This window comes from Rhizobium sp. CB3171, from assembly GCF_029714265.1.
Lineage (GTDB): Bacteria > Pseudomonadota > Alphaproteobacteria > Rhizobiales > Rhizobiaceae > Rhizobium.
On the sequence record NZ_CP121652.1, the window covers coordinates 16,992 to 31,817 of the forward strand.

A 14,826-nucleotide genomic window follows, 5' to 3' on the forward strand; every position below is an offset into this window, starting at 1 on the left:
AGGGGGCCAACCGTGATCAAGTCGGAATTGGTGCAGATTGTTGCGGCACGTAACCCACATCTTTACCACCGGGACGTCGAAAATATCGTCAATGCTGTCCTCGACGAGATCACCGATGCGCTCGCTGCGGGAAACCGCGTTGAGCTTCGCGGCTTCGGCGCTTTCTCCGTCAAGAACCGGCCCTCGCGCTCCGGTCGCAACCCGCGCACGGGCGATACGGTGTTCGTCGAAGAAAAATGGGTTCCCTTTTTCAAGACGGGCAAGGAGCTACGCGAGCGCCTGAATCCTGGCGCCGGCGATGAAGAAGACGACAATTAATCGTCGTTTTGACCGACACTCTTTGCGAATGTCCCCGGTGGACATGATTGTGCCGTGACCGGGTGGCACTTGAACTCGGCCCGGTCTTTCTTATTCTGGGGCTATAGGCGATAGGAGTGCATGGCACGGATGCGCCTGGACAAAGGAGCGTTCGCAATGGCCAAGAAGATCATCAACCTGCTGATATTGCTGCCGCTCGGCATCATTCTCATCATCTTCTGCGTCGCCAACCGGCAGTCCGTCACGCTTGCGCTCAATCCGTTCAGGCCTGAGGATCAGGTGCTGTCACTGAACGCGCCGCTGTTCGTGCTGCTGTTTGTGGCGCTGATTATCGGCATGTTGGTCGGCGCGGCCGTCACCTGGTTCAATCAGGGCAAACACCGCAAGCTTGCCCGGAGTCAGTCGCGCGAAGCCGTGCGCTGGCAGGCGGAAGCCGACAAGCACCGCAACCGCGCCGAACAGATCGCCGGCCAACTTCCGTCAAAGTGACTGGTCGCCACCGAACTGCATATCCTTGTAATCACCCTCCGGCGATGAGCCGTCGCCAATGATCGCAAAACCAAGGCCGCGATAAAAGGCGATGGCGCGCGTGTTTTTCACCAGGCATTTCAGCCGGTAGTGCCGCTTCGGCCATTCCGGCAGGGCGGCAAGCAGCGCCTTGCCGGCGCCCCGGCCCTGGAATGCGGGCAGGATGTAGAGCATATGGATAAAATCATCCGGTTCCCATAGCGCCATGAAGCCGGCGATGGTGCCGTTCCGATCCTCGCAGACGAAGACGCGCTCACCTTTCGTGTGAATGGCGAAGTCCTCGCTATGGAATTTGCCGGGGTCGACCCAGAGAAACGTCATGCGACGGACGCGCAGATAGATATCGGCGAGAATGTCCGTATCCCGCTCGCGTGCCGGCCGGATGGTCCAAAGGTCTGGTTTTGACGTCATGAGCAGTCTATGGCGGGTCGGATGACGATCGCAATCAGGCGCTGGCCTGGCCGTTGAGGGCCGCCGTGAAATCGGCGAAGAACTGCTGCGCCAGTTTCTTCGCACTGGAATCGACCAGCCGCGAGCCGAGCTGGGCGATCTTGCCGCCGACCTGGGCCTTGGCCTCATAATGCAGGATCGTCTCGCCGCTTTCCTCTTTCAGTGTGACATCGGCCCCACCCTTGGCAAAGCCGGCAATGCCGCCCTTTCCTTCGCCGAAGATCGTATAGCTCTCCGGTGCATTGATGTTGGAGAGCGTCACTTCACCGTTGAATGTGGCGGAGACCGGGCCGATCTTCAATTTCACCGTTGCCGTCAGTTCTGTCGGCGAAATCTTCTCCAGGCTTTGGCAGCCGGGAATGCATTGCTTGAGAATATCGGGGTCGTTCAGCGCGGCCCACACGACGTCCCGCGGCGCGGCAATCCGTTCTTCACCGGTCATATCCATGCGCAACCCTCCCGATCTGGCATTTCGTCCGGGGATAATCGCAGATCGGAAAGCGCTTTGCCAAGTGGCGGCCAGATGCTATTTGCACGCACATATCAATTTTGAGACAAGCATGGTGAAACAGAAGGAACGCCGGCCCGGTTCGAAAGCCGCGGGCGGCCCCGGCGCAAAGCCCCAAAGGGATGCCAGGCGCGACGCGCCCCTCAAGACCGGCAAGCCACCGGCAAAGCCCGCACGCGATAACGGCCCGCGGTCTACTCCGGCCGCGCGCGACAGCGGTGAGCGAGTGTCGGAATCCCGCGGCGCGGCGCCTGTCGCGGTCGCGTCCGAACGCCCGTTGATCGTGCGAAACGGCGAGCGTCCCGTGGAGCGCGTGCCCGTTATCCTTGAATCGCTGGGCGCCGGGGATTTCCACCTGATCGACAGCGGCAACGGGCTGAAGCTCGAGCAATACGGTCCCTATCGCATCGTCCGGCCGGAGGCGCAGGCACTGTGGCAGCCGTCGCTTGCCGCCCATCTCTGGGACAATGCCGATGCGATCTTCACCGGCGACACTGATGAGGACGGCATGGGCCGCTGGCGGTTTCCGCGCGAAGCGCTCGGCGAGACCTGGCCGCTGCAATTGCTCGGCATCGATTTTCTCGGCCGCTTCACCGCCTTTCGCCATGTCGGCGTCTTCCCGGAGCAGATTGTGCACTGGGCATGGATGAAGGAGCAGGTCGAAGCCGCAAAGCGGCCGCTGAAGGTGCTGAACCTCTTCGGCTATACCGGTGTCGCCTCCCTGGTCGCCGCCGCTGCCGGCGCGGAAGTTACCCATGTCGACGCCTCGAAGAAGGCGATCGGCTGGGCGCGGGAAAACCAGGCGCTCGGCCGCATGGAAAAGCTGCCGATCCGCTGGATCTGCGAAGACGCCATGAAATTCATCCTGCGCGAGGAACGGCGCGGCAATAAATACGACATCATCCTGACGGACCCGCCGAAATTCGGCCGCGGTCCGAATGGCGAAGTCTGGCATCTCTTCGAACACCTGCCGTCGATGCTCGACATTTGCCGTGAGATCCTGTCGCCCAAGGCGCTTGGCCTGGTGCTGACGGCCTATTCCATCCGCGCCAGCTTCTATTCGATCCATGAGCTTATGCGCGAAACCATGCGGGGCGCCGGTGGCGTCGTCGAATCCGGCGAACTGGTAATCCGCGAGACAGGCCTCGACGGCAAGACGCCGGGCCGGGCACTCTCCACATCTCTCTTCAGCCGCTGGGTGCCGAAATGAACCAGGATTTCAGTAGTGACGGCCCTCGCAAGGTCGGACATGTCAAGGAGGTCACCTCCCTTGCCAATCCGATCATCAAGGATATCAAGGCGCTGACCAATAAGAAGTCCCGCGAGGAGAGCGGCGCTTTCCTGGCGGAAGGCTTGAAGCTGGTCATTGATGCCCTGGAGCTCGGCTGGACCATTCGCACGCTGGTCTATGCCAAGGCAGCCAAGGGCAAGCCGCTGGTCGAGCAGGTGGCGGCCAAGACCGTCGCGGTCGGCGGGCTGGTGCTCGAAGTCAGCGAAAAGGTCATCGCCTCCATCACCCGCCGTGACAATCCGCAAATGGTGGTCGGCATATTCGACCAGCGCTGGCGGCAGCTTCGTGACGTCAAGCCGAAAGCCGGCGACACCTGGGTGGCGCTCGATCGCGTGCGTGATCCCGGCAATCTCGGCACCATCATCCGCACCTCGGATGCAGCCGGCGCCTCGGGCGTCATCCTCGTTGGTGAGACGACGGACCCGTTTTCGCTGGAAACGGTCAGGGCAACCATGGGCTCGGTCTTCGCCGTTCCCGTCGTCAAGGCGACGCCAGAGGAGTTTCTGGCCTGGAAGAAGACGGCGGGTGTTTCCGTCGTCGCCACCCATCTGGCCGGCGCCGTCGACTACCGCACGATCGACTACAAGAAGAAGCCCGTCGTGCTGCTGATGGGCAACGAACAGTCCGGCTTGCCGGATGCCTTGGCGAAGGAGGCCGATGCGCTTGCCCGCATCCCGCAGGCCGGCCGCGCCGATAGCCTCAACCTGGCAGTGGCGACGGCGGTAATGCTGTTCGAAGCCCGCCGCCATCTTCTGACCCTCAGCGAGACGCGATGACTGACAGCGAGATAAACGAACAGGCGCCCGTAAAACCCGCACTGTTTTCCCGGCCCATGCCGATCCTGATTTTCATTGTGGCCGCTGTCGTCCTCGACCAGGCCGTTAAGCTCATGGTCGACAACTGGCTGCCTTTGCAGGAGATGGTGCCGGTCATTCCGATGCTGGCGCTCTATCGCACCTATAATCTCGGCGTCGCCTTCTCGATGCTGTCGGGCATGGACGGTTGGTTCATCGTCGGCATGCGGCTCGTCATCGTCGTTTTCGTGCTCTGGCTCTGGCGACGGACGCCCAATCATCGCTGGCTTGCCCATCTCGGCTTCGCGTTGATCATAGCCGGTGCGCTCGGCAACCTGATCGACCGGTTCCTCTATGGTCATGTGATCGACTATATTCTCTTCCATACGGAAACATGGTCGTTCGCCGTCTTCAATCTCGCCGACAGTTTCATCACTGTCGGGGCCGGTTGCGTCATTCTGGACGAGCTGCTTCTGCCGAAAAAGGCAAAAGCTTAAAATTCTAGCGAATCCCTGAAGGCATCGGGAACAGTGCGCATGTTAGTAAGGCTACATGAGCACTCTGGCAAACCTGCAGGAAAAGCTTGTCGCCGCCACCACCGACGACCACGACGCGCCGCGCGAACGGCCGGTGGGCGGCACGCCGCTCATGGCCACCGATCCCATCGAGATTTCGCCGGCTGACAGACCGGATACGTCGCCGTCCGATTTTTCCCTATGGCTGCACCGCCATTGGTTGAACGGTGGCGGTTTGATCGCCGGCGTGGCGCTCATGTCGGTCGGCTATGCCGGTGGACCGCTGGCGCTTGCCGGTTTGCTGGGACTGATAGCGCTGGCGATCGTCGGCGCCGGTGTCTCGCGCAGGCGACATGCTGCCCGCAAGGTCATAGCGGATATGCTGGCACTCAGCGAACACGAGCATGACCGTCTCTGGGAGAGCAACGAAAGCACTAGCCTGCTCGCCACCATCCACGATGCGCTTGGCGATATCACGGTGACACGCGACATCGAACGCCGCATCGTCCATGCCAACGCCACCTTCCGTAACCTGACCGGCAAGTCGAACCCGGAGGGTTTGACGCTGGAGGCGGCGGGACTCGTCTTCCGGGTTGCGACGGATTCCCAGCGTCAGGATGCGGAGATTTCCACGCCGGAAGGCCCGCGCATCTTCGCATGGCACGATGTCATGTTCCGCGATCCCGCCACCGGACAGTTGAGAATCCAGAGTGTCGCCCGCGACGTCACCGAGGAACGGCAGGCAGCGCGCCTTCGCGAGGAGGCCAGGCTGAAGGCGGAATACAACAGTGCCGCCAAATCACGGCTGCTCGCCACCGTCAGCCACGAGATCCGCACGCCCCTGTCGGGAATTCTCGGCATGAACCATCTGCTTGCCCAGACGCCGCTGACGCTGGAGCAGGCCAATTACCTGACCGGTATCCGCCAGTCCGGCAACGCCCTGGTGCAGCTCGTCGAAGACCTGCTGGATTTCTCGACGATCGAAGTCGGCCGCTTCCAGCTCCGGCCGCGCACCGAACATCTGCGGCCGCTGCTGGAAGGCGTTGTCGAGATGCTCGCCCATCGCGCCCATGAAAAAGGCATCGAGATCGCCGCGACCGTCGCGGCGGATGTTCCCGAAACCATGGAGTTCGATCCTGCCCGGCTGCGCCAGGTGTTGTTCAATGTCATCGGCAACGCCGTGAAGTTCACGCAGACCGGTGGCGTGCTGATCCGCGCCGGCCTCGATGGCGATGACCTGGTGATATCCGTCAGGGATAGCGGCCCGGGAATGACCGAGGAGGAGCAGGCACGCATCTTCGGCGAGTTCGAACAGGCGGGCAATGTGTTGGACAGAAGCGCCGGCACAGGCCTGGGGCTGGCGATCTCCGCCCGCATCCTGCGCGAGTTCGGCGGCACATTGAGCGTTTCCAGCGCGCGGGGCGAGGGCAGTGAATTCACCGTCCGTTTTCCGATTTCCGTCGTCGCCGCGGAGAACGAGCCGGCTGGGCGCAGCGAACTGCTCAAAGGTTCTCGTGTCCTGCTGCTGGCGCCGGAAGGGGCGGCAAGCACTGCGATTGCCGACACCATCCGCACGCTCGGCGGCCACTGCCGGGTGATCGGTCCTGATGATGTGAAAAACCTGGCGCAGTCTGCGCCTCACGACGCCGGCATGTCGCTGACGGATATCATTGTCGATCATCGCATGGCGCCCCGGTATTTCCGCGAAGGAACTGAGCTTGCTGCGCTCGGTCTCAGAAAGATCTTTCTGGTCAATCCGGAAGAGCGCAATACGCATCCGCTCGATCTCTTCGATGCCTGGCTCATTCGGCCGCTGCGCGAACAATCGCTGATCGATGTGCTGAGCGGCCGCATGCGCGGCATGGAAAAGCGCGATGTGCTGAGTAGCCCGCCCCAGATCAGTCTCGTGACGCCGGAGGCGGCAGATGCCGCCCTCAACGTTCTCTTGGGCGAGGACGATCCCGTCAATGCCATGCTGGTGCGCGCCATGCTCGCCAAAGCCGGCCATAGGGTTCGTCTCGTCGAGGATTTCGATAATTTGCTCGCCCGCGCCGAAAACAGCGAGAACCGCCCTGACGTCGTCGTCACCGACCTCACCATGCCAGGCGGCGAGGGCGCGGCTATGCTCGCGCAACTGAGGGCGCTGGAGCGCCGATACGGCCTTTCGCCGCTGCCTGTGATCGTGCTGACCGCCGACAGCCGCGACGCCATCCGTCGCCAGGCCCTGCTTTCCGGGGCCGATGCCGTCATCGTCAAGCCGGTCGATCCCGATCGCTTGATCGCCGAGGTGCAAGGCCTGTCGAAACAGGCTTTCGGACGCGCCTAGATTGAAAACATGTCCCCGAATCGCGATTCGGCCTTATCCGCCCACGCGATGACGAACTGAGCCAAAAGCCGCGTCGCATCTTTTAAGAGCATCCCCTGGGATACAAGGGCTTTGTCCAAATTCGATGGTGGAAACAGGCACGGTTCTTGCTTTTCGCAACGCACCATGTCACTTTCCTGTCGCACGAATTTGCTTTATGGCGCCTATATTAACCCGTAGAGGGGGAGTCGCCATGTCCATCGAAATTTTGAATCGCGAAGCTCAGGGCGAAATGGTTCAGTCTTCAAAGGCAACGGTTGCGCCGGTTGCCAGCGATGTGCTCGGACGCATCGGAAATCTAGAAACGCGCCTTGCTCGCACGGCGCGGGAAATCGATGCTGCTCAGGCGGTGCGCTATCGCGTCTTCGTTGAGGAGATGAATGCGCAACTCCCGGCCGATGCCATGCGTCGGCAGCGCGATATCGATAGCTGGGATTCGATCTGCGACCATCTGCTGGTTCTCGACCGCTCGCTGGAAGGTGATTCGGAAGACCAGATCGTCGGCACCTATCGCCTGCTGCGTCAGGACGTGGCGATGGCGAATGGCGGTTTCTATTCCTCTTCGGAATTCGATATCGACGCTCTGCTCGCTCGCCATCCAGAAAAGCGCTTCATGGAACTCGGCCGTTCCTGTGTACTGCCGGAATATCGCACCAAGCGCACGGTCGAACTGCTGTGGCAGGGCAATTGGGCCTATTCTCTGAAACACGGCATGAACGCCATGTTCGGCTGCGCCTCCTTCCCCGGCATCCGTCCGGAGCAGCATGCGCTGGCTCTCTCTTTCCTCTACCACAATGTCATTGCCAAGGATGAATGGGCCGTCGGCGCGCTACCGTCGCTCGCTCGCACCATGGACTTGATGCCGGTCGAAGCGGTCAATTCCAAGAAGGCGCTGATGGCGCTGCCGCCGCTGATCAAGGGTTACCTGCGTCTCGGTGCCATGGTCGGTTCCACCGCCGTCGTCGATCATGCCTTCAACACGACGGACGTGTTGATCGTCTTGCCGATCGCCAGCATTTCGGACCGCTACGTCAACTATTACGGCGCCGACGCCGGTCGCTTCGCGAGCTGATCGGCGCAAGCCGGGCTGGGCGGGCAACGGCCATCCTTAGGGAATCGCAAAAATATCAATCTCATCCGTAATGCCGCGGAGCGAGACGTGGTGGGACTGCGGCTGCAAACCATGGGTCGTCAGCAATTCGCTGGCGCGGGGGTTGTCGAGTACGGAGCCGGTGGCGAATATTTCGTGCGAATTGGCGAGATGCTGGACGCGGGAAGCGATGTTGACCGTCTGTCCGAAATAGTCCTGACGCTCGTTCAAGCTGACGGCGATGCACGGTCCCTCGTGAATGCCGATCTTTAGAAGAAGATCGTCGTTGCCGCGCTCCTTGTTAAGGCTGAGCATTGCTTCGCGCATCCGCATTGCCGCCGCCAGCGCTCGGTCCGGGGTTGGAAACGTCGCCATGACCGCATCGCCGATGGTTTTGACCACCGCACCTGCCTCTGCACCAACGATCTCATGCAGAATGCTGAAATGGGTCCTCACCAGATCGAAAGCGGCAAGGTCGCCGACCCTTTCATACAGCGCCGTCGAGCCGCGCAAATCGGTGAACAGAAAAGTGAGGCTGGTGATCTTCAGCCGCTGGTCCACGTCAATCGTGTCCGTACGGTGGATGTCGCGGAAAGTTTGGTTCGAGAGCAGTCGCTTCGCGGTCAGGAATGGACGCCGCTGACCCAGCAGGCTGTGAAGCACGTCATTGGCCACGCAGATTGATGGCAGTGTGCGGACCTCCGTGTGGTTTTCCATCAGAATGCGCAGAGGACCGGGTCGTAAGGTAATAGGTTCGCTGTGCCGGTGCATGCGATCGAACACGAGCGTGAGGGTCTGCCGCTCCTTCGATGGTTCGCCTTTCACATCGACGAATTGAGCCGCATGCGTAACCGGCTCGAAGATGATGACGTACTCCGCCGGCAACTGAAGCGATACGACGGCTTTTTCTCCGGCAGGCAGTTCCAGCGCCTCCAGAACGAATTGGTCGACCTTCGCTTCGTAACCCTTGTCGGGAAGATCTACGCCGGAACCCCAATAAATCTGCCGAAAATATTCGAAGGGCGGCAATTCGTGCGGATTGTGAGCCTCGATGTGGCGGACGCGCGGGCTGACGGTGAAGGTGACTTCGACCATCTCGTCGAGGGTCGGCTCATAGCCGGCAGCGCAAAGCGCGCAGCTATAGGTGTCGCTCTGAACGGTTTTCAGCGAGGTATTGGCATCCAGCACTCCGCCGCAGCCGGGGCAAAGAACATTCCAGGAGATCTCGAAGAGGCCGAGGCGAGACGCATGCAGGAAGGCGTTGATGGTCTGCTCTTCATCGAAGCCGTGCTCGGCTGCGAAGGCAAGCGCGTTCACCCGGTTGAGCTTGCGATCGGGCGCGTCACGGACGAGCTGCTCAATAGCGTCGATAATATCTGGCCGCGCTGAATGGCGCAGCACTTCGAAAAGGGACTGGGCTTCACTCATTTCCCTATTTTACACCGAAATGACCCGGCGGCCATTGCCTTTCTCCGGCCGCCGGGTCCACTATTCAGCGTAGTTGATTACGATCCCGCACCGTAGGCGGCGATCGCCGCCATGTTGACGATGTCGGAATCCTTGGCTCCCATCGAGGTGATCTGCACCGGCTTGTCGAGGCCGACGAGCAGCGGGCCGATGACGGTGGAACCGCCGAGTTCCTGCAGCATCTTCGTCGAGATCGAGGCCGAATGGAAAGCCGGCATGACCAGCACGTTGGCAGGACCGGAAAGACGCGAGAAAGGATACTGGGTCTCGATGATCTTGCGGTTCAGCGCCACATCGGCGGCCATTTCGCCGTCGAATTCAAAATTGACATAGCGCTTGTCAAGAATGTTCACCGCCTCGCGCACCCGTTCGGAGCGTTCGCCCGAGGGATGGCCGAAGGTGGAGTAGGCGAGCATGGCGACACGCGGTTCATAACCCATGCGCCGGGCGAAGCCGGCGGCTTCCTCGGCTATATCAGCCAGTTCTTCCGCAGTCGGCATGTCATGCACGGCGGTGTCGGCAACGATGACGGTGCGGCCGCGGGCAAGCACCAGCGATGCGCCGATGACCCTGTGCCCCGGTTTGGCGTCGATGCAGCGGCGCACGTCGTCGAGCGCGGTCGAGTAGTTGCGCGTCACCCCCGTCACCATGCCATCGGCATCGCCGAGCGCCACCATGCAGGCGGCGAAGTGGTTGCGGTCATTGTGGATCAGGCGCGTCACATCGCGGTGCAGGTAGCCTTTGCGCTGCAGCCGGGCATAGAGATAGTCGATATAGGCCTCAACACGCTTCGAAATGCGGGCGTTGACGATCTCCAAGCCTGGCCGGTTGAGGTCGATCCCGGCGCGGTCGGCGGTTGCGTGGAGAAGGTCCTCGCGGCCGAGCAGGATGGCGGTGCCGAGCCCCTGGTTGGCATAGGACAAAGCGGCGCGCATGACCTGCTCTTCCTCGGCTTCGGCGAAGACGATCCGCTTTGGATGCCGGCGTACGCGCTCGTAGAGCTGTGCGAGCGTCGAGGCGATCGGGTCGCGCCGGGCCGAAAGTTCGCGCGCATAAGCGGCCATGTCCGGCATCGCGCGGCGGGCGACGCCGCTTTCGATCGCGGCTTGCGCGACGGCAACCGGGATCGCCGAGATCAGGCGCGGATCGAAGGGCACGGGGATGATGTATTGTGCCCCGAAACGCGGCCGCGCGCCCTGATAGGCGGCGACGACATCGTCCGGCACGTCTTCGCGCGCCAGGCTGGCCAGCGCCCTGACGGCAGCGATCTTCATTTCATCGTTGATCGTCGAAGCCCGCACGTCGAGCGCGCCGCGGAAGATATAGGGGAAGCCGAGGACGTTGTTGACCTGGTTCGGATAGTCGGAGCGTCCCGTCGCCATGATCGCGTCGTCGCGGATGCGGGCGACTTCCTCCGGCGTGATTTCCGGATCGGGATTGGCCATGGCGAAGATGATCGGCTTGTCGGCCATGGAGCGGATCATCTCGGCGGAGAAGGCACCCTTCTGCGAAAGGCCGAAAACCACATCGGCGCCCTTCATCGCATCTTCCAGCGTGCGGCTGTCGGTCTTCACCGCATGTGCCGATTTCCACTGGTTCATGCCCTCGCTGCGGCCTTGGTAGATCACGCCCTTCGTGTCGCAGAGCACAATGTTGTCCGGATTGAAGCCCATCGCCTTGATCAGCTCGACGCAGGCGATCGCGGCCGCACCCGCGCCGTTGCAGACGAGCTTGGTGGTCTTGAGGTCGCGGCCGGTCAATTCCAGCGCATTAATCAGGCCGGCGGCGGCGATGATGGCGGTGCCGTGCTGGTCGTCGTGGAAGACGGGAATGTCCATCAGCTCGCGCAAGCGCTGCTCGATGATGAAACAGTCAGGCGCCTTGATATCCTCGAGGTTGATGCCGCCGAAGGAGGGGCCGAGGTAGCGGACGCAGTTGATGAACTCGTCGACATTTTCGGTGTCGATTTCGAGATCGATCGAATCGACATCGGCAAAGCGCTTGAAGAGAACGGACTTGCCTTCCATCACCGGCTTGGAGGCCAGCGCTCCGAGATTGCCGAGGCCGAGAATGGCCGTGCCGTTGGAGATGACTGCCACCATATTGCCGCGAGACGTGTAGTCGTAAGCCGTGCCGGGATCGGCGGCGATTGCCTTTACCGGAACGGCGACGCCGGGCGAATAGGCGAGCGAAAGATCGCGCTGCGTCGCCATCGGCTTGGTCGGGTTGATTTCGAGCTTGCCGGGGCGGCCCTGCTTGTGGAAGTCGAGCGCTTCCTGATCGGTGATCCCCGTTCCCGAACGCGACGTGCTGTTGGTGTCAGGCATGTATCCTCCAAACCTCCTGTGGGCGACCGGTCCCTCTTGCCCGATAGCTGTTGTCTTCTATAGCGGCGCGCGGATAGGGTGGCACCTCATTTTTTGGGAAAAACTGCACCTCCGTGAACGAACGAATAATTGCCAGCATCGATGCTTTCTCGACCGCCGAGCTTGCCTCGGAGGAAAGCCGCGCTTCGGCGACGCCGATGATGGAGCAATATATCGAGATCAAGGCGAACAATCCCGGTTCGCTTTTGTTCTATCGCATGGGCGATTTCTACGAGCTGTTTTTCGAAGACGCTGTTGATGCGTCGCGCGCGCTCGGCATCACGCTCACCAAGCGCGGCCAGCATATGGGTCAGGATATTCCGATGTGCGGCGTGCCGGTGCATGCCGCCGACGACTATCTGCAGAAGCTGATTTCGCTGGGTTTCCGCGTTGCCGTCTGCGAACAGGTGGAGGATCCGGCGGAGGCGAAGAAGCGCGGCGGCAAATCGGTGGTCCGGCGCGATGTCGTGCGCCTGGTAACGCCGGGCACGATCACCGAGGAAAAGCTGCTATCGCCCTCGGAATCCAACTATCTGATGGCGCTCGCCCGCATTCGCGGCGGCTCGGAGCCGCAACTGGCGCTCGCCTGGATCGATATTTCGACCGGCGTTTTCCGTCTGGCAGAGACGGAGGCCTCGCGGCTGCTCGCCGATATCCTGCGCATCGATCCGCGCGAACTGATCCTGCCGGATACGATATTCCACGATCCCGAGCTGAAGCCGGCCTTCGATGTGCTCGGCCGCACGGCTGTGCCGCAACCGGCCGTCCTTTTCGACAGCGCCAGCGCCGAGGGCCGCATTACCAGATATTTCGGTGTTTCGACGCTGGACGGTTTCGGCTCCTTTACGCGCGCCGAACTTGCCGCTGCCGCCGCCGCCATTGCCTATGTCGAGAAGACGCAGATCTCCGAGCGGCCGCCACTTGGGCTGCCGGAGCGCGAAAGCGGCGCGTCGACATTGTTCATCGATCCCGCCACCCGCGCCAATCTCGAACTGGTGCGCACGCTTTCCGGCGACCGCAACGGCTCGCTTTTGCGGGCGATCGACCGGACCGTGACTGGCGGCGGTGCGCGTCTACTTGCCGAGCGGCTGATGTCGCCGCTGACCGATCCGGCGCGCATCAATGAACGACTGGATTCGATCGGCTTCCTTTCTGAAGAGCCTTCGCTCTGCAGCGATCTCAGGATAGCGCTGAAACACGTGCCGGACATGCCGCGCGCATTGTCGCGCCTGGCGCTCGACCGCGGCGGCCCGCGCGATCTCTGGGCGATCCGCCAGGGCCTCGCTGTGGCGGCCGGCGTTGCCGATCTGCTAGTGGCTGCGTTGCTTCCCGAGGAGCTGGGAACAGCACTTGCCGGGCTCCGCGCCTTGCCCGCCGATCTCGAAGTGCTACTTGCCGGCATGCTCGCCGATGAATTGCCGCTCTTGAAACGCGACGGCGGGTTCCTGCGGGAAGGGGCGAATGCCGAGCTGGATGAGGTCCGGGCGCTGCGCGACCAGTCGCGCCGGGTCATTGCCGGATTGCAACTGCAATATGCCGAGGAAACCGGCATCAAATCGCTGAAGATCAAGCACAACAACGTGCTCGGATACTTCATCGAGGTCACGGCCGGCAATGCCGGGCCGATGACCGACAGCGGCGAAGCTAAGGCGCGCTTCATCCATCGCCAGACCATGGCCAACGCCATGCGCTTCACTACGACCGAGCTTGCCGATCTCGAAAGCCGCATCGCCAATGCCGCCGACAAGGCGCTTGCGATCGAGCTGGCGGCCTTCGACCGTATGGTCGCAGCCGTCGTCGCCGAGGCGGAGGCGATCAAAGCCGGTGCCCGCGCGCTATCGGTAATCGATGTCGCGACCGGGCTGGCATTGCTTGCCGAGGAACAGGGCTATTGCCGGCCGCTGGTCGACGACAGCCGGATGTTTGCGATTGGCGGCGGCCGCCATCCCGTGGTCGAACAGGCATTGCGCCGCCAGGCGAGTGGCCCCTTCGTCGCCAATAATTGCGACCTGTCGCCGACGGCGGATGGCAAGGATGGCGCGATCTGGCTGCTGACCGGCCCGAACATGGGCGGTAAATCGACTTTTCTTCGCCAGAACGCGCTGATTGCCGTCCTTGCGCAGATGGGGTCGTTTGTGCCCGCCGCCTCCGCCCATATCGGCATTGTCGACCGGCTGTTCTCGCGCGTCGGCGCTTCGGACGATCTGGCGCGTGGCCGCTCCACCTTCATGGTCGAGATGGTCGAAACGGCGGCGATCCTCAACCAGGCGACCGCCCGGTCGCTCGTCATCCTCGATGAAATCGGCCGCGGCACCGCGACGTTCGACGGTCTCTCCATCGCCTGGGCGGCGGTCGAGCACCTGCACGAAGCGAACAGATGCCGCGGTCTCTTCGCCACCCATTTTCACGAGCTGACGGTGTTGTCGGAAAAGCTCGGACGATTGTCGAATGCCACGATGCGCGTCAAGGAGTGGGATGGCGACGTGATTTTCCTGCACGAGGTCGGGCCGGGCGCTGCCGATCGCTCCTATGGCATTCAAGTGGCGCGGCTCGCCGGCCTGCCGGCTTCGGTGGTGGCGCGCGCCCGCGACGTTCTGACGCGCCTGGAAGATGCCGACCGGAAGAACCCTGCGAGCCAGTTGATCGACGACCTGCCACTCTTCCAGGTCGCCGTCCGCCGCGAGGAAGTGGCTGGCCGGCGAGGACCGTCCAAGGTAGAAGAAGCGCTGAAGGCGCTCGATCTTGACGATCTGACGCCGCGCGCCGCGCTCGACGCGCTTTACGAACTGAAAAAGACCCTGAACAAGGCCGGCTGAGGCGATTTCAAAGGATAACCCGATGCATATCGAACATCTTCTCGCCGAGGTCCGCATTCTGGCCGAGCGTTTTTCTCCGATCGCCGCCCGCGGCAAGATCTGCGGCGAGGGCGACGCGCCGGACTGCGAATCCGACCGCGGGCTTCTCAACATAGCCCTGTCCTGCAGCCGGATTTCCGACATCAGCTCAAGGATCGCCAAGGCGGGCTATTGGGAGTGCGAACGGGAAATGTTGACGCAGATCGGCGCCCAATCGCGAAATATATTATATAGCATCAACGAACTCAGACGATCGCTTGAGATGCCGCAGCCCTAAAA

Annotated in this window: 13 protein-coding genes; 9 read left to right on the top strand and 4 right to left on the bottom strand. The window is 62.0% G+C overall.

The features are described 5' to 3' along the window. Positions 1 to 12: 12 nt before the first annotated feature. Entirely contained in the window at positions 13 to 318 is a 306-nt protein-coding gene (locus QA648_RS00095; protein ID WP_004120746.1) for an integration host factor subunit beta, read from the top strand. Positions 319 to 474: 156 nt separating this feature from the next. Beyond that, a complete protein-coding gene (locus QA648_RS00100) occupies positions 475 to 807 on the top strand; it encodes a LapA family protein (RefSeq protein ID WP_283048821.1) in 333 nt (110 codons plus the stop codon). Here the strand turns inward: QA648_RS00100 and QA648_RS00105 are convergent. Both QA648_RS00105 and QA648_RS00110 read right to left on the bottom strand, forming a co-directional pair. Then, positions 799 to 1,257 (bottom strand): GNAT family N-acetyltransferase, encoded by a 459-nt coding sequence (locus QA648_RS00105; RefSeq protein ID WP_283048823.1) that lies wholly within the window; start codon positions 1,255 to 1,257, stop codon positions 799 to 801. The two genes, QA648_RS00100 and QA648_RS00105, sit on opposite strands and share 9 nt — an antisense overlap. Positions 1,258 to 1,291: 34 nt before the next feature. Continuing rightward, positions 1,292 to 1,744 (bottom strand): carbon monoxide dehydrogenase subunit G, encoded by a 453-nt coding sequence (locus QA648_RS00110; protein ID WP_104821816.1) that lies wholly within the window; start codon positions 1,742 to 1,744, stop codon positions 1,292 to 1,294. A gap of 115 nt (positions 1,745 to 1,859) precedes the next feature. Here QA648_RS00110 and QA648_RS00115 point away from each other — a divergent pair, with 115 nt between their 5' ends. The 5 genes from QA648_RS00115 (at position 1,860) to QA648_RS00135 (ending at position 7,841) form a co-directional block, all read left to right on the top strand. Continuing rightward, the gene (locus tag QA648_RS00115) at positions 1,860 to 3,014 is read left to right on the top strand and encodes a class I SAM-dependent methyltransferase (RefSeq protein WP_283051430.1); all 1,155 of its coding nucleotides are present in this window, start codon (positions 1,860 to 1,862) and stop codon (positions 3,012 to 3,014) included. Next, complete coding sequence (locus QA648_RS00120) at positions 3,011 to 3,871, top strand: RNA methyltransferase (protein WP_283048825.1); 861 nt, start codon at positions 3,011 to 3,013, stop codon at positions 3,869 to 3,871. Before QA648_RS00115 ends, QA648_RS00120 begins: the two co-directional genes overlap by 4 nt. Beyond that, the gene (gene lspA, locus QA648_RS00125; protein ID WP_283048827.1) at positions 3,868 to 4,386 is read left to right on the top strand and encodes a signal peptidase II; all 519 of its coding nucleotides are present in this window, start codon (positions 3,868 to 3,870) and stop codon (positions 4,384 to 4,386) included. The genes QA648_RS00120 and lspA overlap by 4 nt, the downstream gene beginning before the upstream one ends. A 55-nt stretch (positions 4,387 to 4,441) precedes the next feature. After that, positions 4,442 to 6,730: a PAS domain-containing hybrid sensor histidine kinase/response regulator gene (locus QA648_RS00130; RefSeq protein ID WP_283048830.1), complete on the top strand. Its 2,289-nt coding sequence runs from the start codon at positions 4,442 to 4,444 to the stop codon at positions 6,728 to 6,730. A 271-nt stretch (positions 6,731 to 7,001) separates the two neighbouring features. Next, positions 7,002 to 7,841, top strand: a complete 840-nt coding sequence (locus QA648_RS00135; RefSeq protein WP_283051432.1) for a GNAT family N-acetyltransferase — start codon at positions 7,002 to 7,004, stop codon at positions 7,839 to 7,841. 36 nt (positions 7,842 to 7,877) lie between these two features. Here the strand turns inward: QA648_RS00135 and QA648_RS00140 are convergent, their stop codons facing one another. Together QA648_RS00140 and QA648_RS00145 are read right to left on the bottom strand one after the other, a co-directional pair. Next, on the bottom strand, positions 7,878 to 9,287 hold the full coding sequence (locus tag QA648_RS00140; protein WP_283048831.1) for an adenylate/guanylate cyclase domain-containing protein: 1,410 nt from the start codon (positions 9,285 to 9,287) through the stop codon (positions 7,878 to 7,880). A gap of 77 nt (positions 9,288 to 9,364) precedes the next feature. Further along, positions 9,365 to 11,653 (bottom strand): NADP-dependent malic enzyme, encoded by a 2,289-nt coding sequence (locus QA648_RS00145; RefSeq protein WP_104821823.1) that lies wholly within the window; start codon positions 11,651 to 11,653, stop codon positions 9,365 to 9,367. A 197-nt stretch (positions 11,654 to 11,850) separates the two neighbouring features. Between QA648_RS00145 and mutS the strand changes: the two genes are divergently transcribed. Both mutS and QA648_RS00155 read left to right on the top strand, forming a co-directional pair. Then, positions 11,851 to 14,508: a DNA mismatch repair protein MutS gene (gene mutS, locus QA648_RS00150; RefSeq protein WP_283051434.1), complete on the top strand. Its 2,658-nt coding sequence runs from the start codon at positions 11,851 to 11,853 to the stop codon at positions 14,506 to 14,508. Positions 14,509 to 14,530: 22 nt separating this feature from the next. After that, positions 14,531 to 14,824 carry a hypothetical protein gene (locus QA648_RS00155; protein WP_104821825.1) on the top strand — a complete coding sequence of 98 codons (294 nt, stop codon included), beginning with the start codon at positions 14,531 to 14,533 and terminating at the stop codon, positions 14,822 to 14,824. Positions 14,825 to 14,826: the final 2 nt, after the last annotated feature.